The sequence below is a fragment of the Flagellimonas alvinocaridis genome (assembly GCF_965248585.1).
Classification (GTDB): Bacteria; Bacteroidota; Bacteroidia; order Flavobacteriales; family Flavobacteriaceae; genus Flagellimonas; species Flagellimonas alvinocaridis.
The window spans coordinates 1,047,435-1,073,226 of the sequence record NZ_OZ252111.1; the positions used below are offsets into that span (position 1 = coordinate 1,047,435).

Annotated in this window: 25 protein-coding genes; 17 read left to right on the forward strand and 8 right to left on the reverse strand. The window is 41.6% G+C overall.

Features of this window, described 5'->3' with window-relative positions; translation table 11 throughout:
• The first annotated feature begins 128 nt into the window (after positions 1-128).
• Positions 129-3,587 (forward strand): methylmalonyl-CoA mutase family protein, encoded by a 3,459-nt coding sequence (locus ACP14V_RS04710; RefSeq protein ID WP_272609551.1) that lies wholly within the window; start codon positions 129-131, stop codon positions 3,585-3,587.
• 10 nt (positions 3,588-3,597) lie between these two features.
• Here ACP14V_RS04710 and ACP14V_RS04715 read toward each other — a convergent pair whose 3' ends face one another.
• Positions 3,598-3,999 (reverse strand): hypothetical protein, encoded by a 402-nt coding sequence (locus ACP14V_RS04715; protein ID WP_136565766.1) that lies wholly within the window; start codon positions 3,997-3,999, stop codon positions 3,598-3,600.
• 122 nt (positions 4,000-4,121) lie between these two features.
• Between ACP14V_RS04715 and ACP14V_RS04720 the strand changes: the two genes are divergently transcribed.
• Positions 4,122-4,574, forward strand: a complete 453-nt coding sequence (locus ACP14V_RS04720) for an Lrp/AsnC family transcriptional regulator (RefSeq protein ID WP_136565767.1) — start codon at positions 4,122-4,124, stop codon at positions 4,572-4,574.
• 68 nt (positions 4,575-4,642) lie between these two features.
• A complete protein-coding gene (locus tag ACP14V_RS04725) occupies positions 4,643-6,061 on the forward strand; it encodes an alpha/beta hydrolase (RefSeq protein ID WP_272609552.1) in 1,419 nt (472 codons plus the stop codon).
• On the opposite strand, the gene ACP14V_RS04730 is transcribed toward ACP14V_RS04725, so the two are convergent.
• Entirely contained in the window at positions 6,045-6,785 is a 741-nt protein-coding gene (locus ACP14V_RS04730) for a DJ-1/PfpI family protein (RefSeq protein ID WP_272609553.1), read from the reverse strand. The genes ACP14V_RS04725 and ACP14V_RS04730 overlap by 17 nt on opposite strands.
• Before the next feature lie 59 nt (positions 6,786-6,844).
• Between ACP14V_RS04730 and ACP14V_RS04735 the strand changes: the two genes are divergently transcribed.
• Positions 6,845-7,483 carry a DUF1684 domain-containing protein gene (locus tag ACP14V_RS04735; protein WP_272609554.1) on the forward strand — a complete coding sequence of 213 codons (639 nt, stop codon included), beginning with the start codon at positions 6,845-6,847 and terminating at the stop codon, positions 7,481-7,483.
• Between the two features lie 54 nt (positions 7,484-7,537).
• Here the strand turns inward: ACP14V_RS04735 and ACP14V_RS04740 are convergent, their stop codons facing one another.
• From ACP14V_RS04740 to crcB, 4 genes are all read right to left on the reverse strand, one after another.
• Positions 7,538-8,590 carry an outer membrane beta-barrel protein gene (locus tag ACP14V_RS04740; RefSeq protein WP_272609555.1) on the reverse strand — a complete coding sequence of 351 codons (1,053 nt, stop codon included), beginning with the start codon at positions 8,588-8,590 and terminating at the stop codon, positions 7,538-7,540.
• Between the two features lie 117 nt (positions 8,591-8,707).
• Positions 8,708-9,991 carry an ammonium transporter gene (locus tag ACP14V_RS04745; RefSeq protein WP_272609556.1) on the reverse strand — a complete coding sequence of 428 codons (1,284 nt, stop codon included), beginning with the start codon at positions 9,989-9,991 and terminating at the stop codon, positions 8,708-8,710.
• A gap of 33 nt (positions 9,992-10,024) precedes the next feature.
• Positions 10,025-10,363 carry a P-II family nitrogen regulator gene (locus ACP14V_RS04750; protein WP_072877242.1) on the reverse strand — a complete coding sequence of 113 codons (339 nt, stop codon included), beginning with the start codon at positions 10,361-10,363 and terminating at the stop codon, positions 10,025-10,027.
• Between the two features lie 269 nt (positions 10,364-10,632).
• The gene (gene crcB / locus ACP14V_RS04755; RefSeq protein WP_136565773.1) at positions 10,633-11,007 is read right to left on the reverse strand and encodes a fluoride efflux transporter CrcB; all 375 of its coding nucleotides are present in this window, start codon (positions 11,005-11,007) and stop codon (positions 10,633-10,635) included.
• Between the two features lie 539 nt (positions 11,008-11,546).
• Here crcB and ACP14V_RS04760 point away from each other — a divergent pair.
• Positions 11,547-11,933 carry a nucleoside triphosphate pyrophosphohydrolase family protein gene (locus tag ACP14V_RS04760; protein WP_136565776.1) on the forward strand — a complete coding sequence of 129 codons (387 nt, stop codon included), beginning with the start codon at positions 11,547-11,549 and terminating at the stop codon, positions 11,931-11,933.
• A gap of 32 nt (positions 11,934-11,965) precedes the next feature.
• On the opposite strand, the gene ACP14V_RS04765 is transcribed toward ACP14V_RS04760, so the two are convergent.
• On the reverse strand, positions 11,966-13,033 hold the full coding sequence (locus tag ACP14V_RS04765) for a branched-chain amino acid aminotransferase (protein WP_272609557.1): 1,068 nt from the start codon (positions 13,031-13,033) through the stop codon (positions 11,966-11,968).
• 106 nt (positions 13,034-13,139) lie between these two features.
• Between ACP14V_RS04765 and ACP14V_RS04770 the strand changes: the two genes are divergently transcribed.
• From ACP14V_RS04770 to ACP14V_RS04815, 10 genes are all read left to right on the forward strand, one after another.
• The gene (locus tag ACP14V_RS04770) at positions 13,140-13,610 is read left to right on the forward strand and encodes a DUF4920 domain-containing protein (RefSeq protein ID WP_272609558.1); all 471 of its coding nucleotides are present in this window, start codon (positions 13,140-13,142) and stop codon (positions 13,608-13,610) included.
• 2 nt (positions 13,611-13,612) lie between these two features.
• Positions 13,613-14,275 (forward strand): tRNA (5-methylaminomethyl-2-thiouridine)(34)-methyltransferase MnmD, encoded by a 663-nt coding sequence (mnmD, locus tag ACP14V_RS04775; RefSeq protein ID WP_272609559.1) that lies wholly within the window; start codon positions 13,613-13,615, stop codon positions 14,273-14,275.
• Positions 14,276-14,411: 136 nt separating this feature from the next.
• On the forward strand, positions 14,412-15,368 hold the full coding sequence (locus ACP14V_RS04780; RefSeq protein ID WP_272609560.1) for a TIGR01777 family oxidoreductase: 957 nt from the start codon (positions 14,412-14,414) through the stop codon (positions 15,366-15,368).
• Between the two features lie 129 nt (positions 15,369-15,497).
• Positions 15,498-16,073: a nucleotide exchange factor GrpE gene (locus ACP14V_RS04785; protein WP_272609561.1), complete on the forward strand. Its 576-nt coding sequence runs from the start codon at positions 15,498-15,500 to the stop codon at positions 16,071-16,073.
• A gap of 10 nt (positions 16,074-16,083) precedes the next feature.
• Positions 16,084-17,202, forward strand: coding sequence for a molecular chaperone DnaJ (gene dnaJ / locus ACP14V_RS04790; protein ID WP_272609562.1), 1,119 nt, complete (start codon positions 16,084-16,086; stop codon positions 17,200-17,202).
• 182 nt (positions 17,203-17,384) lie between these two features.
• Positions 17,385-18,323 carry an ABC transporter ATP-binding protein gene (locus ACP14V_RS04795; protein WP_272609563.1) on the forward strand — a complete coding sequence of 313 codons (939 nt, stop codon included), beginning with the start codon at positions 17,385-17,387 and terminating at the stop codon, positions 18,321-18,323.
• Positions 18,316-19,653 carry an ABC transporter permease gene (locus tag ACP14V_RS04800; RefSeq protein ID WP_272610286.1) on the forward strand — a complete coding sequence of 446 codons (1,338 nt, stop codon included), beginning with the start codon at positions 18,316-18,318 and terminating at the stop codon, positions 19,651-19,653. Before ACP14V_RS04795 ends, ACP14V_RS04800 begins: the two co-directional genes overlap by 8 nt.
• Positions 19,654-19,659: 6 nt before the next feature.
• Positions 19,660-20,544 (forward strand): mechanosensitive ion channel family protein, encoded by an 885-nt coding sequence (locus ACP14V_RS04805; RefSeq protein ID WP_272609564.1) that lies wholly within the window; start codon positions 19,660-19,662, stop codon positions 20,542-20,544.
• Between the two features lie 44 nt (positions 20,545-20,588).
• On the forward strand, positions 20,589-21,446 hold the full coding sequence (locus ACP14V_RS04810; protein ID WP_272609565.1) for a DUF6268 family outer membrane beta-barrel protein: 858 nt from the start codon (positions 20,589-20,591) through the stop codon (positions 21,444-21,446).
• A 9-nt stretch (positions 21,447-21,455) separates the two neighbouring features.
• Positions 21,456-22,619, forward strand: coding sequence for a sigma-54-dependent transcriptional regulator (locus ACP14V_RS04815; protein WP_424987911.1), 1,164 nt, complete (start codon positions 21,456-21,458; stop codon positions 22,617-22,619).
• On the opposite strand, the gene ACP14V_RS04820 is transcribed toward ACP14V_RS04815, so the two are convergent.
• Positions 22,620-23,336: a hypothetical protein gene (locus ACP14V_RS04820; RefSeq protein WP_272609567.1), complete on the reverse strand. Its 717-nt coding sequence runs from the start codon at positions 23,334-23,336 to the stop codon at positions 22,620-22,622.
• A gap of 176 nt (positions 23,337-23,512) precedes the next feature.
• On the opposite strand from ACP14V_RS04820, the gene ACP14V_RS04825 reads away from it, so the two are divergent.
• Positions 23,513-24,397, forward strand: a complete 885-nt coding sequence (locus ACP14V_RS04825) for a PPK2 family polyphosphate kinase (protein ID WP_272609568.1) — start codon at positions 23,513-23,515, stop codon at positions 24,395-24,397.
• Positions 24,394-25,791, forward strand: a complete 1,398-nt coding sequence (locus ACP14V_RS04830) for a M20/M25/M40 family metallo-hydrolase (protein WP_272609569.1) — start codon at positions 24,394-24,396, stop codon at positions 25,789-25,791. The genes ACP14V_RS04825 and ACP14V_RS04830 overlap by 4 nt, the downstream gene beginning before the upstream one ends.
• Position 25,792 lies beyond the last annotated feature (1 nt).

A 25,792-nucleotide genomic window follows, 5' to 3' on the forward strand; every position in this document is an offset into this window, starting at 1 on the left:
CCGATAAAATTATAACATTCAGAAAAAGCAGACCAAATGACCAAAGTTTTTTGTAATATTCTAAGTGAAATCGATTTTGATTTGCATTTTCTGTAAATTGCATGGCGGAAAAAGACCTTTTATTGATAATGGAACAAATCAAACCCTATTCGCCTAAAAATAAAATCAGGATTGTAACTGCAGCTTCGCTTTTTGATGGGCATGATGCAGCCATTAATATCATGAGGCGTATTATCCAATCCACCGGGGTCGAGGTGATTCACTTGGGACACGATAGAAGTGTCGCCGAAGTGGTGGACTGTGCCATTCAGGAAGATGCCAATGCCATCGCCATGACTTCCTATCAAGGTGGGCATAATGAGTACTTCAGATATATGTTTGATTTGCTCCAGGAAAGAGGGGCTGGCCATATCAAGATTTTTGGAGGTGGTGGAGGTGTGATACTTCCCGAGGAAATAAAAGAATTAATGACCTACGGAATAGAGCGCATCTATTCACCTGATGATGGTCGCCATATGGGACTGCAGGGGATGATCAATGATTTGGTGCAGCGCTGCGATGCCCAAGTCCCGGATTTAATACTTCCCAAAGGGAAAAAGGTCGGAAAAGTACTGGAAGGGAAAGATGTCAATTCAATTGCTAGATTGATTTCCTTGGCAGAAAACAGACATGACGAGTTTGAAAAATATGAAGATGAAATCCAGGACGGAGCTGCGAAAGTGCCCGTTTTGGGAATAACCGGGACAGGAGGTGCTGGGAAATCCAGTTTGGTAGACGAGCTGGTCCGCCGCTTTTTGACGGATTTTCCCGAGAAGCATGTGGGCATTATTTCTGTGGACCCATCCAAACGAAAAACCGGTGGAGCACTTTTGGGGGATAGGATCCGGATGAACGCTATAAATAACGAACGGGTATATATGCGGTCGTTGGCCACCAGGCAGTCGAATTTGGCCCTTTCCAAACATGTATCGGAAGCCGTTCAGGTTCTTAAGGCCGCAAAGTATGATTTAATTGTTCTGGAAACCTCAGGAATAGGTCAGTCAGATACCGAGATTTTGGAACATAGCGATGTGTCTCTTTATGTGATGACTCCGGAATTTGGAGCTGCTACCCAGTTGGAGAAGATAGATATGTTGGACTTTGCGGATGTGGTGGCCATAAATAAGTTCGATAAAAGGGGAGCTTTGGATGCCCTTCGCGACGTAAAAAAGCAATACGCGCGAAACCATGGGCTATGGCATGCCAAGGAAGAGGACCTTCCCATTTTTGGGACCATTGCTTCGCAATTCAATGATCCTGGGATGAACAATCTTTACAAAAAGGTCATGGATACTTTGGTGGAAAAGGCAGGTTCCAAATTGGTTTCAAATTTTGAGGTGACCCAAGAAATGGCCGAAAAAATATATGTAATTCCACCATCCCGCACCCGATACCTCTCAGAAATATCCGAGAATAATAGGTCTTATGATCTTAAGGCAATCAATCAAGCCAAGGTCGCCCAAAAGCTGTATGGTATTTTTCTCACCTTGGCCAGTATTTTGGATATGGACCAAAGTAAAGCCGAGGAACTTTTTTTGGGTAAATCAGGTCTTAATGAGGATAATGTTCTTTCCCATTCAACAAGTGCCGATGAAAAGAGCTTATTGAATATATTGATCAAAGAGTTTGATAAGGTGAAGATGCACCTCCTGCCACAGCACTGGGAATCGATTTTAAAATGGCGGGATACGGTTGCCCAATACAAATCCGAGGTCTACTCCTTTAAGGTACGGAATCGAGAAGTGAAGATAAAAACCCATACCCAATCACTTTCCCATAGTCAAATCCCAAAAGTGGCCTTACCCAAATACAAGGCATGGGGTGATATTCTCAGTTGGATTTTGCAAGAGAACGTGCCAGGAGAGTTTCCATATACTGCTGGACTGTATCCCTTCAAGCGGGAAGGGGAGGACCCTACAAGAATGTTTGCAGGGGAAGGTGGCCCGGAACGTACCAACAGAAGGTTCCATTATGTAAGTTTGGATATGCCTGCAAAGCGTCTCTCCACAGCTTTTGATTCTGTGACATTGTATGGAAATGATCCTGACCACAGACCAGATATTTATGGGAAAATTGGTAATGCCGGAGTGTCCATTTGTTGTTTAGATGATGCCAAAAAGCTCTATTCCGGGTTTGATTTGAGCAATCCCATGACTTCTGTGAGTATGACCATCAATGGGCCGGCTCCGATGTTATTGGGCTTTTTCATGAATGCTGCCATTGATCAAAACTGTGAGAAGTACATCAAGGAAAAAGGACTCGAAAAAGAGGTCGAGAAGAAGATTGAGGATATCTTCAAAAAGAAAAAAACAGCCCGTCCCACGTACTTAGGAGACCTTCCCGAAGGGAACAATGGTTTGGGATTGATGCTTTTGGGGATCACCGGAGATCAGGTGTTGCCCAAAGAGGTGTATGAAAAAATCAAGAAGGAAACCCTGAGCCAAGTCAGGGGAACGGTACAGGCCGATATTTTAAAGGAAGACCAAGCGCAGAATACCTGTATTTTTTCAACCGAATTTGCCCTGAGGTTGATGGGGGATGTGCAGGAATATTTCATTGACCATCAAGTGCGTAATTTTTACTCGGTCTCTATTTCAGGATACCATATAGCCGAGGCCGGTGCCAATCCCATCACACAATTGGCTTTTACCCTCTCCAATGGATTCACTTATGTGGAATATTATTTGAGCAGGGGAATGGACATTGATAAGTTTGGTCCCAATCTATCGTTTTTCTTTTCCAATGGGGTGGATCCCGAATATGCTGTGATAGGAAGGGTGGCCCGAAGGATTTGGGCCAAGGCACTCAAGGAAAAATATGGGGCCAACCCTAGGGCCCAAATGTTGAAGTACCATATACAAACTTCTGGAAGGAGCTTGCATGCCCAAGAAATTGATTTCAATGATATTAGAACTACGCTTCAAGCGCTCTACGCCATTTATGACAATTGTAATTCTTTGCATACCAACGCCTATGATGAAGCCATAACCACTCCAACCGAAGAATCGGTCCGTAGGGCCATGGCCATACAATTGATCATCAATAAGGAATTGGGATTGGCCAAAAATGAGAATCCACTTCAAGGGTCTTTCATCATCGAGGAGTTGACAGATTTAGTGGAAGAGGCAGTATTGATGGAGTTTGATAGAATTACGGAACGGGGCGGAGTATTGGGTGCCATGGAGACCATGTACCAACGTTCCAAGATTCAAGAGGAAAGTCTTCATTATGAAACCTTGAAACATTCCGGGGAATATCCCATTATTGGGGTGAATACTTTTTTAAGTTCCAAGGGATCCCCCACCATTTTACCGGCTGAAGTGATTAGGGCAACGGAAGAAGAGAAGAAAAACCAAATTGATACTTTGAACAACCTCCATGTAAGGGAACGTGGTGCGGCAGAAAAGCATTTGTTGGCGCTACAACAGGTCGCAGTTCAAAATGGGAATATTTTTGAAAAACTAATGGAAGTCACCAAATACTGTTCTTTGGGGCAAATCACAAAAGCCTTGTTTCAAGTGGGAGGGCAATACCGACGTAATATGTAAAAAGGGAAAACTAGTCGTTTCTATTGTGAAAAGACTTTCGCCACTTTTTAAAGGAAACCCTAAAAATTTTAATTTCCTTGCGAAGCAGGTTTAGATATTCCTTTTCCTTTACACCATCGCGTTCCAAACCATTGCAATAGGCTAAAATATTGCGGGTCATAATGTTGATGTAGCTAAGACTTCGCATCCGAACGGAATAGGAATTGCTCAAGGCAGCTTGCTCCACTTCTTTGGTAATGAGCAGTGCATCGTTTTTAAGGGATTGGGAAATGTCATCCCGAAAATTATCGATCTTACGCAACGATAGAATTTCCTTATTATAGGAAAAATACGAAGCCACAGCTTCGCTCAAATCTCGCAAAGCCAAAGAATTACGGTAGACAACCAGTGAATTTAGAGAACTCTTCTCCATGTTTTCATAGCAATTTTGTCCTATAAAATTACGCACGAATTAAAAATTGTTACTTTGTTTTCAAAAGAGAAAAAGTTATTTTACCTTTAAATATAAATTTTGAAAGCTATTTTTCTTTATATATGAAGGTCGATGAACTTAATTGGCAAATCTTGGGGTATTTGCAGCGAAATGCCAGGGAATCTTTTGCCAATATTGGGCGTAAAGTTGGTCTTACACCGCCGGCGGTTGCAGAGCGTGTAAAAAAGATGGAGGACTTGGGAATCATTGAGGGCTATGGTGCCAATATCTCTTACGTTTTGGCAGGTCATCAGCTTAAGGCGATTATTATGTTGAGGGCCTTTATGGGAAAACTAAAGCCTTTTTTGGACAAGGTGAAGTCATTTCAAGAGGTGGTAAACTGTTATCGGATTACCGGGAACGAGAACATTATCATGGAAGTGGTGCTTCGGGACCAGGCCCATTTGGAAAAATTTATTGACGAACTTATCGTGTACGGAGAATGTAGAACCCATATAGTATTAAGTAATGTTGTGGCCCATGCCCCGATAAAGAATGGCAAGTTGATCAAGTAAATTCCGATTAATGCATGGGTAATTGGAGTTCTTAACCTTTTTGGCTAGATTTTTGTTGCAATAGAACTATGAAAAAACCATACCTATTACTTTTTCTCTCAGGTATTCTGCTGACCTCTCTTTCAGCCCAAACCATAACCTTAAAAAAGGGGGAAATCATTGAGTCAATCCCAGCAAACGATTCCATTTCAAGTACTTTTTCGCTCTATCTTCCCACATATTTTACTACAGACAGGCAATGGCCTTTGTTGATGATATTCAATTTGGAAGGTAAAGAAAAACAAGCCATGTCCATGTTTTTATCATCCGCTGAAGAGGAAGGCTATGTCTTGGCTGCGCCTAGGGTGTTAGATAGTATTTCATTGACCAATAATATGTTGGCAACGGCAGGTTCACTGGAAAGTATAACAGGCATGTTGCCCATTCAAAATGGGAGATTGTATGCAGCGGGTACAGATTCTGGAGGACGTTTTGCCAGTTTGGTGCCCACTTTTATCAAACAAGTAAAGGGGGTGATTTCCATAAGCGCATCACTCGCCAATACAGACTTACTAAATATAAAGGAACCCTTCCATTTCATTGGGATGGTCAACAAGAACCATTTTAATTACCCAACACTATTGTCGGATGAGAAAATATTGGACGCCTATAAATTTCCCAACCATATATTGTTGTTCGAAGAAAAAAGCGATTGGCCAGAAAAAGAATACCTGAAAAAAGGAATGCAGTTGTTCACTCTGCAGGCCATGGGAAGAAAATGGATACCCAGGGATTCTGCTTATGTGGAAGCAGCTTTTCAAGAAGATTTGGAGAAGATAAACAGTCTTAAAAACTCTGGAAACTTTCTTGTGGCCGAGCAGTATTTAGGTGAAATGATGGGCATGTACGGGGCGCTGAAAAATTTGGATTCACTTCGGAAAGTACAAAAGGAACTAAGAAAGAATAAGCAGTTTAGGGCCATGAGACGTGCCGAAAATGCCGCTTTTTTGAAGGAAACACTTTTAAAGGAAGACTATCAGTATTATATGGAAGAGGATTTGCTTACCCATAATTTTAAGAATTTGGGTTGGTGGAACTATCAAATGGCCGAGATAAACAAGTTTGTCACAAGTTCTAACCCCTACGAAGTGGAAATGGGAAATCGTTTGTTGGGTTTTGTGAATGCTTTGGCGACAGACAATATTGAAATGGTTCAAACGAATGAGGTTATAGACCAAGATGCCCTTGCCTTTTTATACATGCTAAAAACGATTTTGGAACCCAATAACTTCGAATTTTACCTCAAGACCATTTCCTTAAGCGCTAAGAACGAGGATTTTGGGACGGCTCTCTTCTACTTGGAGGAAGCCTTGAAAAAAGGATTCAAGGATAAAGAGAGGTTGTATGGATTGGAGCATACGGCCCTTTTAAGGATAACCCCTGAGTTTAACACCTTGGTCTCCAAATATCTAAAAGACGCTCTTTACGATATTATTGAGGAAGAATAAGTTTTGGAACCTCGTCAAGTTTCCAATCAATGACCAACCCGCCTGCTATGGATTCGGCAATTTCCTTTCCATATAGAAATTCGCATAGGTAGAGCGCCGCTTCAAAACTTTTTGCCCCACCTGCCGAGGTAATGAACTTTCCATCGTGAACAAACAAAACGCTATCCTTGACATTGAGATGGGGGAACATTTCCCTGTACTTCCCAATGTCGCTTGGGAAAGTTGTGGAAACCACACTATCCAAAACTCCCGATTTGGCCAATACAAAGGCTCCATCACAATGCGAGGTCACAAATAGGGCTTCCTTGCTCACCTTACGCACAAAATTCAGCATTGTGGTATCTTTCAAGTCCGTATCCAAGTGATGCTCTGCGCTTGGAACCACCAAAATATCAATTTTGGGCAATGCGTCCTGGGTGTAGTCAAAATCGGGAAGTATACGTATGCCCTCGAACGAGGTTATCGGTTTCAAAGTGTTGGCTACAGAAAAAGTGTTCATGGCCTTGATCCCTTTTCTGAACTGTGTATGCTGAAATATATCGAAAGGAGCCGTGAACTCCGTATTGTAAACTCCATCCATGATCAAAAATCCCACATTGTATCGATCAGGGTCCAAAGTTGGTAATATCCGCTGTTCTACCTGTTGGATTTCCTCTATTGATTTTTTCTCCGAACAAGCGGATAGAAAAACCAAGGTGGCTAAAAAGAATACTTTGTTCATCATAGTGGCGCTAAGTTACCATTAAGAATCATTTCCACTACTTTTGTTGTAAAATTGAGTGCATGAAATACGTGTTGACCCTAGTTGTGTTGATTATTTTGTCATGTGGCAATGGTAAGAAATATCATGACCAAGAGGAAAAGGTATCTTCCAAATCATCTTTGGTGGAGGATATATTAAAATTTCAGAAAGAGACAAACGAAAGTTTTAGGGACCCTGAAACCTCTCCGCTGCCAGATAGGTATCGCAAGGATTTTGAAGGACTGGATTTTTTTGAGCCTGACACTACCTATGTGGTCAAGGCAAAGTTTGTGTTGACTCCCGACGCCGTACCATTTTTGTTGCCCACCACCACAGACAGAAAAAGCCGAGAGGTGGTTTATGGAATTGCCTACTTTACCCTGAATGGAAGTGAACACCAGTTGGAAGTCTACCAAAGTCTGGATTTAATGGATGATGAGGGATATGAAGATTATCTGTTCCTCCCTTTTTTAGATGAAACCAACGGAGCAGAGACCTATGGGGGAGGGCGTTATATAGACTTGTCCATTCCGGAGGGGGATACTCTTGTGATTGATTTCAACAAGGCATACAATCCATATTGTGTATATAACAAAAAGTACTCCTGCCCTCTCGTGCCAAGGCAAAATTATTTGAGAACTATGGTGAGAGCAGGAGTGAAAAACTTCAATAAAGACTAAAAAAGCCTTAATCCTAGTGGAGTAAGGCTTTCTCTTGGATAATTTTCCTTGGGATTAAAAGGAATATATCGCAGCAAAAAGCACAGAGGCCAAGCTAGCCGTAGGAGCTCTGTCATTATCTATAAAAACATCTTCGGAAGCACTGTCCAAACGAATTTCAGGTTTTAGGATCAAATCGCCAACAGTGGCACTCCCTGTAAGTGTTAAGGCAAACACACTGGCATCGCCATCCGCATCAAATTGATCTCCGATTGCACCAAAGAAATCACCCTCCATGAAATATTCGCCGCGAAGGCCAATTGAAAAGTTTTCCGAGGTTTTATATTGTGGATAAAGGGCAATGCCTGTAAAAGTTCCACCATTATCTTCTTGGCTAAAGTGGGCGGCATTTATACCCAAAAAGAATTCTTCGGAGACATCAAAGCCTCCCGTGAAGTCTACTTCAAATCCACCTTGGCTGTACAAGAAATTCAAAAACTGACCGGAATATCCCAACTGGGCTCCAACAGCGTAATCCCCGGTTCCATTCAATTCGGTCAAATCTGTGGGGTTCATTACAGCCAACATGGCAGACCAATCACTTCCCAAATCAAAATCAGCCTTTAAGCCTGTATGACTAAACGGGCCGTAGGAAAATAGATAAGATGTGCTGTAATTAAAATTGGCAGCAGGAGAAATTACTTCATACCCTAAAAAGGTGTTGAAATTACCAAAGGTAAGTGTGACAGCATCGCTGACATTCCAGTATACATACAATTGGTTGACGATATCTCCTGTGGCGGAATACATCGGCGAGGCAAAAATAGCATCGGTTCCCCTGGGTCCAAAGACCAAATCCGCCACAAATCCTACCTTTTCACCTTCATAGTTGGCGATGACATTGGCCATACCCAGGGAAAATCCATCCAAATTGGCAAATGATGAACCTGGGGCAATGGCTTCCTCGCCATTTGGAGCTGTAATGTTTGATCTATAATAGGCGTCAACAGTACCACTAAAATTGAATTTCGGCTTTTCTTCTTCTTGGGCAAACATACCCATAGAGATCAGCGCCAGTGCTGGAAAAGCGATTTTTTTTACGTAATTTGCATTCGTAATCTTTCTCATCTTGGAATCGTTTTAGATGCCCTTCTTGCGAGGGGCATACGGTTATTTAAATAGAGTTAGTTTGAAGATTATGTAACGGAGCGTTCTGCCAAACGCTCCGTTTTTTGTTTGAGCTAGTTAGTTGTTTTGGGAGGAAATGTGTTCCGGGTATGCCTCCATTCCGTGTTCGTGAAGGTCCAAGCCTTCTATTTCTTCTTTTTCGGAAACCCTAAGACCTATGGTCTTCTTTAAAATGAACAGTACAATGAATGATGCTGCTCCGGCCCAAAGGATATATGCCAGTGAACCGTAGGTTTGCACCCATAATAGTTTGGCACCGCCTCCATAGAACAATCCACCATCCAAGGCAAAGAATCCAATAAGTACTGTGCCCAAAAAGCCACATACACCATGTACTGAAATAGCTCCTACTGGGTCGTCAATTTTCAATTTCTTGTCAATGAATTCAATAGACGAGACCACTACAATGCCACAAATAAGTCCAATGAAAAGAGCTCCAAAAGTGTTTACGGCACCACAACCTGCAGTAATACCTACCAAACCGGCCAAAGCACCGTTCAAAGTCATGGAGATATCCGCCTTTCCGTATCTGGCCCAACTAAAGAAGAGAGCCGCTATAGCTCCCATGGCTGCAGCAATATTGGTGTTGATGATAACGCCGACTGCACCAACAGTGTTCTCTCCTCCCCAAGCCAATTGGGAGCCACCGTTGAAACCAAACCATCCCAACCATAAAATAAACACACCTAGGGCGCCAAAGGCCATATTGTGGCCGGGGATAACTTTTGCTTTGCCATCTACGTATTTTCCAATTCGGGGACCTACCAAAATAGCGGCCACTAAAGCTGCTGCACCTCCAACGGCATGAACCACAGAAGAGCCCGCAAAATCGATGAATCCGGCAGTGTTCAACCAAGCATCATCATCAAATGGCCAATACCAGCTACCGGATATTGGGTAGATAAGGGTGGTGAGTACGGCTGAAAAGATAAGGTAGGTCGAAAATTTGGTCCTACCGGCTATGGCACCAGATACAATGGTAGCAGCGGTAGCACAGAAAACGGTTTGGAAGAATAAGTTGTGCCAATCCGTTGCACTAAAAAAGAAATACCCTTGATCGGAAGGGCTTGATCTAAAAAAGCCTCCGCCTACAAGGTCGCTGCCGTACATAATGGCATAACCTACTGCCCAGAACATAATGGAGCCTATTGAAAGGTCCATAAAATTTTTCATTATAATATTGCCCGAGTTTTTACTGCGGGTAAATCCAATTTCCACTAGGGTGAATCCTGCCTGCATAAAGAAAACCAAAATGGCTGCAATGGTAATCCATAATGCACCCATGTCACCATTAATGGTTTCAATGGCTTTATCTATTGCTTCTTGTCCTTGTACAATCATAATCTAAGTTTTTTTGAGTTTTTGGCTGTTAGTTTAGTTAATTCCTGCGCTACCGCTTTCCTTGGTTCGTATCCTGTAAGCTTCTATCATGTCTGATACGAAGATTTTTCCATCGCCTACGTTTCCTGTACTAGCGGTATCCAATAGGACATTAATGGTCCTTTCCAAAAAATCATCCGAAACCACAATGACCAGATACCTTCGTTGTATATCACTGGTACTATAGGATATGCCTCGGTATACATGTCCCTGTTTCTCGTTTCCAACTCCAGTCACATCCCAGTAACTGAAGAAGTTGACCTCAATCTGATGTAGGGCTTTTTTCACCTCATCAAATTTTGATTTTCTAATAATTGCCTCGACTTTTTTCATAATAATACGGTTAATTGATTTCCCAAATATATGTTAAACCATATAAGACCATATATATTTAGGGGGTATAGGTCCAATTTTTATTAAAATAAAAAATCACCCCCTGAAATTTTAGGGGTATGCTATTTTAATTATGTTTTTTATGGAATATTGATGAATATGTTTTTTCCAGAAAGGATAAAACGCAAGATTTTGATGTGCAAACGAAAGAGCTGGCGACTAATTGTTAAAAATTTAACAAAATGAAGAGGCGTTTCAGGAATTATAACTTACTCGCCGAACTTGGAGAGCCATAATCCTAAGACAACGGCAAAAATGCCGATAACAATGCTGGAAATTAGATAGATGGAAAAATGAAGCAATTCACTGTTCTTGAGAAGAAAGTGTTTTTCAAAAGCAAAAGCGGAAAAAGTAGTGAAACCTCCGCAAAAGCCCGTTGCCAAAAATAGTGTGGAATTTTGGGATAATAGATTGCTTTTGGCGGATAAGCCCAAAATAAGGCCAATAAGGAGGCAACCAATTATATTTACCAAAAAAGTACCAAAGAAAAAATTTGGGAACAAGGGGTTCAAGGGTTTTGAAATGGCATACCTAAGAACGCTGCCAAATCCACCCCCTAAAAAAACAAGAATGGCCTGTTTCATACCCAAATGTACAAACTATACTGCTTTTTTGTACTCGGTTTCAGAAGACTCTTGGGGGAAGAACTTTGTAATAGTGGTCTCTGAAATTTTTTGAATCGGTTTTTTAAATCCTTTTCTACTTTTAGTGGCACTGAAAATTAAAAAAAGGCCATTGATTGCGAGCAAAACAAAAAATAGGCTAAAAAAAGTTGTCATTTATTTCTGCTAAACAATTGTTAAACAAAAGTACGTTTTTTCCTATAGGTTTGGATTATTTAGCGCTATAAAAGTTGTCAACCTCTCGGTTTTTGTGGGGAATCTAATTCTTATGTTAATTTTTAAGAAAGTTCTTGATCAAGAATAGGATAGCAATAAAAGTCATAAAAGAAATCAGCACCCATTTAACGCCTTTATAATTTTTCTTATGTAATTTTTTGTCCTTTCTATATGTGAAAGAGATGATTGCTACAAATGCTATGATAAAAAGTAGCGCAAAAATTAACTGTCCTGAGCTGAACATATTTTTTATTTTTATGCAAAGCTAAATCAAATCGAGTATAATGAAAAGTAAAATAAAGGCGGTGGAGTTGTTCCACAATTCTTTTGGTCTAGGTGTTTCAACCAAGCCAAAGGCAAATTTGGGAAAAGAGAAAAACTTATTACGGTTTAATCTTATGGATGAGGAGAACCAAGAGTATTTGGAGGCGGCCAATGATGGTGATTTAATTGAAGTGGCTGATGCCTTGGGAGACATGCTTTACATTCTGTGCGGAACCATCTTGGAGCACGGCATGCAATATAAGATTGAAGAGGTTTTTGAGGAAATTCAACGAAGTAACATGAGCAAGTTGGGATCGGATGGGAAACCTATATATAGGGAGGACGGAAAAGTGATGAAGGGTCCAAATTATTTTAAACCGGACATTCAATCCATTATGGACAAATAAAAAAGGCACCTTTAGGTGCCTTTTTTATTAACTCATGAAACTGGATATCGCCAACCGAACTTGTCTTCGGCTCTATTGTATTGAATGTCTGTTATTCTTTTCTTCAGGCGTGAAGCAAAGCTATCCTTTAGTTCTGGAAGTTCGTAATCTTCTCCCTTATAGCCAAAGGCACCTATGGGTGAAACCACTGCAGCCGTACCCGCACCGAACATTTCTTTCAAGGAACCGTTTTTGGCAGCTTCCACTATTTCATGGACAGAGACTTTCCTGACCTCGGTTTTTATTCCTTCGTCCTTGGCAATGTCCAAGATGCTTTTCCGGGTAATACCGTCAAGAATACGGTCATTGGTAGGGGCTGTGAGAAGGGTGTCTCCAATACGTACAAAAACGTTCATGGCACCAGCTTCCTCAATAAATTCGTGAGTGTTGTCGTCGGTCCAGATGACCTGTTGATATCCTTTTTCCGCAGCCAATTGGGTCGGATAAAACTGTCCGGCATAGTTACCCCCTGCTTTGGCATAGCCCACTCCACCATTTGCAGCACGTGAATAGGTTTCCTCAATCAAAACCTTTACACTCCCAGAAAAATAGGTGCCGGAGGGTGCACAGGCTATGATGAATTTATAGGCATTGGCAGGTGAGGCGTGAAAACCGGTGCCAGAAGCAAATATAAAAGGTCTAATATATAAGGAACTGCCCGGAGTGGTAGGAACCCAATCTTTTTCCAATTGCAATAAGGTTGTAAGTCCCTCCATAAAATAAGCCTCGGGAAGTTCGGGAATTGCCAATCGCTTTGCGGATTTGTTCAAACGTTTATGGTTTTCCAACGGACGGAACAGCCATATTTTTTCATTGTCGTCCTTGTAAGCCTTCATACCTTCAAAAATAGATTGTCCATAGTGAAAAATCTTTGCTGAAGGATCCAGGGTAATGGGTTGGTAAGGAACAATTTTTGGAGTTTTCCATTCGCCATCAACGTAATCGCAGACCAACATGTGATCTGTGTAAATGCTTCCAAAAGAAAGATTTTCAAAATCCACCTCATGGATTTTGGATGTTTTTGCCTTTTCTACTGAGATATTGTTCATTACAGCTTCCATATCATTAACATTAGGAAGGTTAAAATTAGCTATTTATTGTTACTTTTAGGAGTTTCAAAATTCTAATTTCTGTTCTTTGTTCAGAATGGTTCAAATATTGGATAAAATGAGGTCTTTTAACATTTTTTATGCTGTTTTGCTATTGTTTGCAACCCAATTGATATTTGCCCAGGAGCAAGTCAAGAAAGAATACTATGGAAAAAAGTTCACTGTTTTGGAGAAACCCGGAAGAGATGGGGCTGTTTTTGAAAACCTATCGCTAAAGGATTCTGTCCAAACCCAATTGGTGGGTGAGATCAAGGAAGTATGCCAAGTAAAGGGGTGTTGGATGAAGGTTAAAATCAATACAGATGACGAAGTCTTCGTGCGATTTAAGGACTATGGTTTTTTTGTGCCGACCGATGCTTCGGATAAAAAGGTCTACATGGACGGGATTGCTTTTTTGGAAGAAATGTCCGTGGACGACCAAAAACATTATGCCAAGGACAGTGGTGCTTCGCAAGAAGAAATTGATAAGATCGTGGAGCCTAAGCGCATACTTAGGTATGAGGCAGCAGGGGTTCTCATTGAAGAATAAGATTGAAAAGAAAGATCATTACTACAGGAGATGGCTCAAAGACCATCCAAATAGAGGAATGGGATGAGCAGTACCACTCCAAACATGGTGCCGTACAGGAGGCCTATCACGTTTTTATTGAACACGGTTTGCGGTTGTTCAAAAACTCAAAAATCAATTTATTGGAGATTGGCTTTGGTACTGGATTGAATGCCTTTATTACTTTGTTGGAAGCCGAAAAACTAGGTTTGACCATAAATTATGTTGGTGTGGAAGCCTATCCGGTTTCCTTAAAAGAAGTTGCCGAATTGGGGTATGGTACAAGGTTGAATGCCTTGAGCCATCAACAATTGTTCGAGAAAATGCATCAGCTCCCTTGGGAGGAAAATCTCCAGATTTCTAAAAGTTTTTCGATCAACAAGCAACAAAAAGATTTTAAGGAAATAAATGATAAGGAAGAATACGACCTTATCTATTTTGATGCGTTTGGGGCCAGGGTACAACCAGAGCTTTGGACCGAAGAGATTTTTAAGATAATGTATGAATCTCTTAAAAAAGGAGGTGTTCTGGTCACGTACGCCGCCAAAGGTAGCGTAAGACGCGCCATGCAAACTGTTGGGTTTACCGTAGAGCGGCTGCCCGGCCCACCCGGAAAACGCGAAATGCTCAGAGCAAGGAAAATCTAATTTACGTCAACCAGTTGTTAAGATCGTGGCTAGAGTTTATCATAAATTTGCTTAAAGTAGGGCTATTTGTGTTAAACCTAAATTAATACCTCATAAACAGTCTTTTAAACCTGTAAATTTGTGGAAAAATGGAGGTATGAAGGTGCTGATTACAGGTGCTACGGGTTTAGTTGGACAAGCAATCGTGAAAGTTTTGCATGAGAAGGAAATTGCTGTGAACTATTTAACTACCCAAAAGCGCAAAATAGTACAGTCTGAAACGTACAACGGTTTTTATTGGAATCCAAGTAAAGGCAAAATAGATTCAGCTTGTTTTAAGGGAGTCGATGCCATAATCAATCTGGCAGGGACCAGTATTGCCAAACGTTGGACCCCAATACACAAAAAGAAGATTCTTTCCAGTAGAATCAATAGCCTACAAACATTGTACAATGCATTGGAAAAAGAGGATACATCGACTATTGAGTTATTGATTTCCGCATCTGCCATTGGTATATATCCAAATTCCCTTTCGCAATTCTACAATGAACAGGAGTCTAAGGTGGATGACAGTTTTGTTGGTGAGGTGGCCCAGAAATGGGAGGCAAAAGCCGATACATTCAAGAACTTGGGAATTGAGGTTTCAAAAGTTCGTATCGGGATTGTATTGTCCACCCAAGGTGGAGCTTTGCCACAGATGGCCAAACCTGTTAAAAAATACGCAGGAGCTCCAGTGGGTAGTGGAGATCAATGGCAATCTTGGGTACATATTGATGATCTGGCGCAAATGTTTGTGTTTATCTTGGAGAATAACCTCAATGGAGTGTATAATGGTGTGGCGCCGAATCCGGTAACCAATGCCAAAATGACTAAGGAGTTGGCGCGGGCATTGGACTATCCACTTTGGCTTCCAAATGTGCCCAAGGTATTGCTTAAGATGCTTTTGGGTGAAATGTCTTATCTCCTATTGGCAAGCCATAGGGTGAGTTCCAAAAAGATGGAAAATGAAGGGTTCGATTTTCAATATCCCAATATTTGTTTGGCATTACAAGACCTTTATTCCGAAAAGAACAGCAAGACATCATTGGATCCTGTTTCTGAGGAGTTGGTCTAATAGCATAACTTTTAGTGTAAGTCTAAATCCGCTTTAGCGGATTTTTTTAGGTTTTGTTGTGACATTTTGACATTTTCGAGCAATTGGCAGTACTTTTGCCACTTCAAAAAGAGAATAAAATAGACATATATGAGCAAGAAAAGTAAGGTTGAGGAAATGGAAGGGTACCAAGAAGAGGCCCAAACTGTTGAAAATCCTGAGCTGAACGATGAGAATATGGATAATGCTGGGGACAAAGGAGAAAATGTGGAAGCTTCGGAGGAAGACAAACTACGTGGGGAGTTGGCCAAGGAGAAAGATAAGTTTTTAAGACTTTTTGCCGAGTTCGAAAACTTTAAAAAGAGAACTTCCAAAGAACGCATGGATCTTTTTAAGACGGCGGGCCAAGAAGTCATGGTATCTCTATTGCCCGTTTTGGATGATTTTGATCGTGCCTTGAAAGAACTTTCCAAATCTGAGGACAAAGAAATGTTCAAAGGCGTGGAGCTTATCAACAATAAGTTTAAGGAAACGCTTAAAAATAAGGGCTTGGAACAGATAGAGGTTGGCGAAGGCGATACTTTTGATGCTGAAGTCCACGATGCCATAACCCAAGTCCCGGCACCCAACAAAAAATTGAAAGGTAAAATCATAGATGTGGTTGAAAAAGGCTTTAAGCTGGGAGACCGTATCATTCGACACCCCAAGGTGGTCGTTGGCAACTAACTAGCAGTGTATGAAGGAGGATTATTACGAAATATTAGGTGTTTCCAAAGGAGCATCCGCCGCAGAAATAAAAAAGGCTTACAGAAAGAAAGCTATTGAATTTCACCCTGACAAGAACCTTGGGGATGCCAAGGCAGAGGAGATGTTCAAGAAAGCGGCCGAAGCCTATGAGGTTTTGAGCGATCAGGACAAGCGCGCAAAGTACGATCAGTTTGGCCATGCAGCCTTTGATGGTAGCGCTGGATTTGGCGGAGGAGGTATGAACATGGATGATATTTTCAGTCAGTTTGGAGATATCTTTGGAAGTGCATTTGGTGGTGGATTTAGTGGTTTCAGTGGATTTGGCGGTGGCGGACAGCGTAGGGTCAAGGGAAGCAATCTGCGTATTCGGGTAAAACTTACCTTGGAAGAGGTTGCCAACGGGGTAGAGAAGAAAGTTAAAGTGAGACGAAAGGTGCAGGCCGATGGGGTCACCTACAAAACCTGTCCCACTTGTAACGGTTCTGGACAGATCACAAAAATTACCAATACCATTTTGGGCAGAATGCAGACCGCTACCACCTGTAGTACCTGCGGAGGTTCTGGACAAACCATAGATAAACGTCCTGCTGGGGCTGATGCCCAAGGGCTTAAAGTAGAAGAGGAGACCGTTTCTATTAAAATTCCACCAGGGGTTGAAGATGGTATGCAATTAAAGGTGTCCGGAAAAGGAAACGGGGCGCCTGGAAATGGAATCCCAGGAGATTTATTGGTAGCGATAGAGACCATTGAACACGATACGCTCAAAAGGGAAGGGGATAACCTTCACTACGATTTATACATCAGTATTTCGGAAGCCGTACTGGGCAGTTCAAAGGAAATAGATGCCATTGGGGGCAAAGTGCGAATAAAATTGGAACCTGGAATCCAATCCGGTAAGATTTTGAGATTGAGGGGGAAAGGAATCAACAGCATTAATGGTTATGGTAGTGGCGATTTGTTGGTGCACGTCAATGTATGGACTCCGAAGGAACTAAATAAGGAACAGCGGGAGTTTTTTGAACGAATGCAAAATGACGAAAATTTTGTGCCAAAGCCTGAAAAATCGGATAAATCCTTTTTTGAAAAGGTAAAAGATATGTTCTCATAACAAGAAAAAACTTGCTGTTTAAATAAAAAACGTATATTTGAAACTGATGTTGGGTGACCAATATCTAATTTTCTTTTTCATAGCAATTTTTTTCCCATCCTTGAAATTTTTAAGGGTGGGTTTTTGTTTTAAGGGGATTTGATCGTATTGGGCAAATACATATCTTTGAAAAAATAGAATGCATGGAGAACATCCTTGTTGCCAAAAATGTTTCCAAAACATATGGAAACTATACCGCATTGAGCAACATTTCACTCAATATACCCAAAAATTGCATCTACGGTCTTTTGGGACCCAACGGTGCGGGTAAAACCTCTTTCATCCGGATAATTAATCAGATTACCCATCAGGATTCTGGAGAAATTTTGTTCGATGGTGAACCATTGGCACAACACCATATAGCACATATAGGGTACTTGCCAGAGGAGCGCGGTCTTTACAAGAGCATGAAGGTAGGGGAGCAAGCTCTTTATTTAGCCCAATTAAAGGGGCTATCCAAAAGTGAGGCCAAGGAAAAATTAAAGTATTGGTTTGACCGTCTAAATATTGGCGACTGGTGGAACAAGAAAATCCAGGAACTGTCAAAGGGAATGGCACAGAAGATTCAATTTATTGTAACTGTTCTTCACGACCCAAAATTGTTGATTTTTGATGAACCTTTCAGCGGGTTTGACCCCATAAATGCCAATATCATCAAAGATGAGATTCTTCAGCTCAAGGAAAAAGGGACCTCGATCATCTTTTCTACCCACAGAATGGAATCCGTGGAAGAACTTTGCGAGTATATTGCCCTGATCCATAAATCGGAAAAAATCCTTGACGGAAAACTCTCTGACATAAAGAAAGCATACAAAAACAACATTTTCAATGTAGGGCTGCAGACCCAGGAGAATGCAGAAAAGTTGATCCAGGAACTGAACGAAAAGTACCATATACTGTCCTCAAGTTTTGATGATGGGGAAAACCAGTTGGATTTCAAAGTACAATTACCTTCTTCCCATACTGCCGAAATACTTTCCGAACTATCTAAAATTGCCAATGTGAACCGTTTTGAGGAAACCATTCCATCGGCCAATGACATTTTTATCCAAACCGTAAACAACAAGGACAATGATAGGTAAGTTAGGACTGATCATTAGGCGGGAATATTTGGCGAAGGTGAGGAACCGGACCTTTATTGTCATGACCATATTAAGCCCACTCTTGATTGTGGGGATGATTGTATTGATAGCCTACCTTACCAAAATAAACGATAATGAAAAAAGAGTCATTTCCATACTTAATGAGAGTGCTTTTTTTCAACAGGAGTTTATGCCTACAGAGCATATTTCCTATATTCATTTGGATGGGTTGAGTTTGGATGAGGCCAAAGATTCCATAAGTGCTATGGGATATTACGGACTATTGCACCTCCCCTATGGTGAGAATGGGGAACAAGTGGCGGAATCTGCCCATTTATATACCAAGGACAATCCAAGCACACAGATCACGCAACACTTGGAAGGTATTTTTCAAAGAAAGTTACGGCAAGAAAGATTGAAAAAACTAGGGGTTTCACAAGATCAGTTTTCACTGGTGGAACAGCCTTTTGACCTTCAACTGGCGACTTTTGATGGTGAAAAGAGTGTGAAGGGCATCAATGAAATCAAAGCTTTCATTGGTGGTGGCTTTGGTTATGCCATTATGATGTTCATTATTATTTATGGTGGTTTTGTAATGCGGAGCGTAATAGAAGAAAAGACCAGCAGGATCATTGAGGTGATTATCTCCTCAGTAAAACCCTTCCAATTGATGCTGGGCAAGATTATAGGTACATCTTTGGCGGGAATTACCCAGTTTACCATCTGGTTGATATCCGCTTCGATATTACTGTTTTTGGCGGTAATGTTGTTGGGTATAGACCTTGGAGCCATGGCAGGCAATACCAATATGCCGCCAGGTGCAATGAATGAAATGTCCCAATTGGCAACCATGGATAGCGAGATGATGATTTATACAAAGGAAATATTGGATATTCCATGGGGGTTGTTGATAGTTTCCTTTTTTATCTACTTTATTTTGGGATACCTGATTTACAGTTCAATATATGCTGCCATTGGGGCGGCAGTGGACAATGAGACCGATACCCAACAATTTATTTTCCCCATTATTTTGCCACTCATGTTGGCCATTTATGTAGGGTTCTTCTCTGTTTTTAGCAATCCGCATGGACCCATTGCGGTTGGCTTTTCATTGTTTCCACTGACCTCTCCAATTGTTATGTTGATGCGATTACCTGGTGGAATTGGGGAAGGTGGTGTACCTTTATGGCAATTGTTGGCATCCATAGCTTTGTTGGTGGTTACTTTTCTGGGAATTGTCTCCCTCGCCGCAAAGATTTATAGGGTTGGGATATTGATGTACGGTAAAAAACCAACCTACAAAGAATTGATCAAATGGTTACGATATTAAAGGAACATGCAAGCAGATAATGAGATAAAGGAAATCATCCAAGAAGATATTTGGGGTTCCATCAAGGAGTTTCTCAATCTTGGATTTCATATTGGTGAGGGAGAAAAATCCATTAACCTGACCTTGGGGCTTCTTCTCTTACTGACCATTACCATTATTGTGGCCAAATTTGTCTTAAAATGGGTCAGGTATTTGCTCACCCATAAGATGGAGCGGGAAGACAAGCAAAAGTTTTCAAGTGTCTTCAAGTTCACCAATTATGTAATTTACCTAGTGGTGATCTTGGTCACTTTGAGTGGTGCCGGGATAGATATTACGTTGATCATCACCGCATCGGCTGCGCTCTTTGTAGGTTTGGGATTGGCACTTCAGGAATTGTTCAAAGACATTCTTGGGGGTATTTTCATTATAGTGGACAAGTCGCTTCAGGTTGGTGATATTGTTGAGGTTCAAGGTAAGGTCGGCAAGATATTCGAAATAAAGCTCAGGACTACGAGGGCCATTACCAGAGATGATAAGGTAGTTATCATTCCAAACCACAAGTTCATCAGTGATATCATGTTCAACTATACCCAAAATCATCGTACCACACGTGAGAGGGTAAGTGTTGGGGTGGCGTATGGAAGTAATGTGGAGTTGGTTACCAAAATTTTGGAACAAGTGGCCGCCGAACAAAAGCAAATCCTTAAAAATCCAAAACCATTTGTGTTGTTTGATGACTTTGGAGACTCGGCCCTTATGTTCTCCATACATTTTTTTACCAACGACAGTTTCAGCGATCCTAGGATCAAAAGCGAAATGAGATATAAAATCAATTCCAAGTTCGCAGAAAATAGCATAAGCATTCCGTTTCCGCAACGAGATGTGCATATTATTCAGCAAAAAACTTAAGCAAGATAAAAACCTCAACCTGCAGTTCAATACTTTGGGGGTGCTTGGCGTCCCTAGCCATACTTTGTGGGCCAAAAGCATTGGCCCAAAGCACCGATATTCTCAGAGTGGAATACTTGAATATCCCCGAAAACGATTCTGGAATAAAAACCCAGCGGTATAAGTTCCTCTTTAATCTGCCCATACAGGTTAATGCAAAGAAAGATTACCTTATTACCGGCATGGAATACAACCGCTTTGATGTGGGCTATTCCCAAGACTTTCCATTTGATAAGAGCGAACTGATTCGGTTTCATGTCATTGACATGAATTTGGGATTCATTACCAAATGGAACGGGAATTGGAACTTCGTCTCCATTCTTACCCCAAGAATGGCCTCTAATTTTACCAGTGGGTCCCTCACCGATGATTTTTTCCTGAATGCGACAGCTGCATTTTGGAAAGAACGCCCCAATGCAGACCGGCCATATAGAATAGTTCTGGGGCTCACCTATAACAGTACCACCGGTATCCCTGTTCCGTTACCTTTGATAAATTATTATAGAAAGTTTCATCCAAAGTGGTCTTACACGCTTGGAATACCGCGTTCAAGCTTTAAGCATTACATCAACAAAAAACATTCAGTGGACTTGGCATTGTTCTTGGATGGGTATTTTATAAATGTCCAGAACAATATTGTTTTGCCCAATGATCAAGTTGCATCCAAAATATCATTGACCGCTCTGGTGGGTACGCTGGGATATCAGTACAACCTATCTAAGAACACATCCATTTTTGTTATGGCTGGTCGTTCTTTCGAACAGGAAGGAAAGTTAAGAAATGACGATCAAGGAGATGTTTTTTTGCTGAATGACGAGGCAAATTTTTATATTAGGACTGGCTTCAAAATAGGAATCTTTTAAAAAAAGCGTATGTCAAAAATTTTGGTAATAGAGGACGAATCAGCCATTAGAAGGGTTTTAGTGAAAATTTTGGTCGAGGAAAGTGATTCTTATAGTGTTCAAGAAGCAGAAGATGGACTTAGTGGGATAGAGACCATAAAGAAAGAAGACTTTGATTTGGTCCTTTGTGATATAAAAATGCCAAAAATGGATGGTGTTGAGGTATTGGAGGCCGCAAAAAAAATAAAACCTGAGATTCCTTTCATTATGATTTCTGGGCATGGCGATTTGGATACCGCAGTGAATACAATGCGAATGGGTGCCTTTGACTATATCTCCAAGCCACCAGACTTAAACAGATTGCTTACTACGGTACGGAATGCTTTGGATCGAAAAGAGTTGGTGGTAGAGAATAAAATTCTTAAAAAGAAGGTTTCCAAGAATTATGAAATGGTGGGCAATAGCGAAGAAATTGGAGTCATTAAGGATATGATTGAAAAGGTGGCTCCCACCGATGCACGCGTACTGATCACAGGATCTAATGGTACAGGAAAAGAATTGGTGGCCCATTGGCTACATCAAAAAAGTCCACGGTCCGCAGCACCTTTTATAGAGGTGAACTGTGCTGCTATTCCATCCGAATTGATAGAGAGTGAATTGTTTGGCCATGTAAAAGGCGCCTTTACTTCTGCTGTTAAGGATCGGGCAGGCAAGTTTGAGGCAGCTAACAAAGGCACTATATTTTTGGACGAGATTGGCGATATGAGCTTGTCGGCACAAGCCAAGGTACTTCGAGCGTTGCAAGAAAACAAGATTTCCAGGGTAGGTTCCGATAAGGACATTAAAGTGGATGTTCGCGTGTTGGCAGCTACCAACAAGGATTTAAAAAAGGAGATAGAGGACGGAAAGTTTAGGGAGGACCTTTACCATCGTTTGGCGGTCATCCTAATAAAAGTACCTGCATTGAATGATAGACGGGACGATATTCCTCTACTGATAGAACATTTTGCCAAGAAAATAGCATCCGAACAAGGAACAGCTCCCAAGGAGTTTTCAAAAAAGGCCACCGAACTTCTTAAAGGGTATGACTGGACCGGAAATGTTAGGGAGCTACGTAATGTGGTTGAACGTTTGATTATTCTTGGGGGCAAGGAAGTGTCCGAAGAGGACGTTAAGCTCTTTGCCAGTAAATAATCATTCCAAAGCGCCACATTTATCCAAACGTGAAAGTGCATCTTTGGTAAGGTTCTTTACCCGCTGATGGTATTCTTTCTTGTGGGCCGACAATTCGGTGTTGAGCAGGACCAATCTTGATTCCTCATAAATATTGCTCACAAATCGTTGCGCTTCCTCACAATCTACCTCTTGAACCACTTTTTCCAAAGAGGATTCAAACCCTAAAAGGCAATTGTGTACCTGCTGCTTTACCATATTTTCATGCGTCAGGAACATTCCATGTTGGTTTTCCAACGCTTCCTTGGTGTTCATGACCAAAGTAGAGTTACCGTAAGAGCTTGAATGCTCTTGTTCAAAAACCCGTAGCACTTTAATGCCGATCAAGGTGTTCTCCAAAGCTCGGTGCAATGATTTTTTGGAAGTCTTTAGAGACTCGGCCTTAGTAGCAGTTTTAAGCTCGGTTAGGGCATTCTCCAGACTTTCAATGGTTCCCTCGCATCCGCAGTCCAAAAAATTGGATCGGGTTTTTTCAATGCCATTCAACGCCTTGTATGCATGGTATTTGGCCATTTCCATGTCTTTGGAAACAACGGCATCCTGTATTTTGCTTTTGATGTATTCAAGGTTGGAATTGGCATATTCACAGGCATTTGTGCCTCTAAATGAAACCATTAAGCATAGGCCAAGTATACCTATGACAAAGACTATAAGTAGGATAATCTTTCTAGTATTCATAACGCATTTGATTTGGGACGTAGCGTCTTTGATTCCCACTAAATTAGGACAGGGGTGAGGCCGTTACGAATAAGATCGATAAAAAAGCAATCTTCATCCATGAGTGGTAAAAGTGTCGATGAATAGCAATCTTTTTTGGGTTGAAAGAGTGCTCAAAATGGACTATATTCAATCCCATGGAAAAAATCAATACGAATACATATAAAGTAGAAGAAGGGTTTAATTTATCCCAAAGAGCTACATATCAGGATTTTGGAGCGTCAGAAAAAGAGTTAAAAAAGGAACTCAAGTCAATCCGAAAGGATTTAGGAGAGTTCCAAGATACCATGTATGCCCATGGTAAATATGGTGTTTTGGTATGCCTACAGGGCATGGATACCGCAGGAAAGGATAGCTTGATCAGGGAAGTCTTCAAAGACTTCAATGCTCGGGGGGTGGTAGTGCATAGTTTTAAGGTACCCACACCATTGGAATTACGACACGACTATCTATGGCGACATTACATTGCCCTGCCTGAACGGGGCAAGTTCTCGGTATTTAACAGAACTCATTATGAAAATGTGTTGGTCACCAAGGTGCACCCCGAATATATTTTAGGTGAAAATTTACCGGGAGTGGAGTCCATTTCCGATATAGATGATGCCTTTTGGGAGAAACGCTACAGACAAATCAATGATTTTGAGAAGCATGTGGCCGAAAATGGGACGGTGATCTTTAAGTTTTTTCTACACCTCTCCAAAGAAGAACAGCGTCAACGTTTATTGCGCAGAATCCATTTAAAGCGAAAAAACTGGAAATTTTCCCCAGGTGACCTTGAAGAGCGCAAATTATGGGATAACTATCAAAAATGTTATGAAGAGGCCTTGAACAAAACCTCCAAGGAACATGCACCTTGGTTTGTGGTTCCGGCAGACAATAAAAAAGCAGCCCGTGTCATTGTGGCATCCGTAATGCTGGAAGCGTTAAAAAAGTACAAAGATATCGAGGAACCCGAGCTCGATGATGAAATAAAGGCTAATTTAGAAACCTTTAAACAAGAACTGGAAAAAGAAACCCCATGAGATTAGTACTGTTTTTAACCCTTTTGCTGGCAAGTACCCCCTTTTTTTCACAATCCGATGACGAAAAGCAAATAAAGGCCATATACGACAAAGCCTTAACTGATGGGCAGGCGTACGAATGGTTGGATTACCTTTCGAACCAGATTGGTGGTCGTTTGTCTGGGTCAGTACAGGCACAACAGGCCGTGGAATACACCAAGGGCCAGTTGGATTCCTTGGGGTTGGATAGAGTATGGTTACAACCCGTAATGGTACCCAAATGGGTGAGGGGACTCCCGGAGTTTGCCTATATGGAAACCAAACCAGGACTTACCACCAATTTGCCCATTTGTGCCTTGGGAGGTTCCGTGGCCACGCCAGATGGTGGCCTAAAGGCCAATATTGTTGAGGTTCAGGGGATAGAAGACCTTCAAAAATTGGGCAAGGATAAAATAGCGGGAAAGATTGTCTTTTATAATCGACCTATGGACCCTACGCTGATAAGCACTTTCGCATCGTATTCCGGTTGTGTGGACCAACGGTATTCCGGTGCGGCCGAGGCTGCCAAGTATGGTGCGCTTGGTGTGATCGTACGTTCCATGAACCTGCGCTCGGATGATTATCCACATACGGGTTCCATGAGCTATGGCGATATGCCCGTTTCCCAGAGGATTCCTGCGGCGGCCATCAGTACCAACGGGGCCGATTTGTTGAGTACCACCCTAAAACTCAATCCCAACATCAAATTTTATTTTAAGCAGAACTGCAAACAATACGAGGATGTGCAATCCTATAACGTCATTGGCGAGATTAAGGGAAGCACCTATCCCAATGAAGTCATGGTTGTGGGTGGACATTTGGATTCTTGGGATTTGGGCGATGGTTCCCATGACGATGGTGCCGGTTGCGTGCAGAGCATGGACGTTCTTAGATTGTTGAAGAAAACGGGCTACAAACCTAAGCGAACCATTCGCGTAGTGTTATTCATGAATGAGGAAAACGGCCTCCGCGGAGGTAACAAATATGCCGAAGTGGCCCAAAGCAAGAACGAAAACCACGTCTTTGCCTTGGAAAGCGATTCAGGTGGATTTACCCCAAGGGGTTTTTCACTGGATTGTTCCGATGAAAATTTTGACCAGATCCAAAGCTGGAAAAGCTTGTTTGAACCTTATTTAATCCATTTGTTCGTGAAAGGGTTTAGTGGTGCCGACATTGGCCCCATGAAAAACCCCGATATTGTCCTGGCCGGTTTGGTACCCGATTCACAACGGTATTTTGACCATCACCATGCCGAGAACGACACTTTTGAGCACGTGAACAAACGTGAGCTGGAGCTGGGAGCAGCTTCTATGACCAGTCTGGTGTACCTAATGGATAAATACGGTATTATTCCAGCATCAAAAATAAAGGGATAAC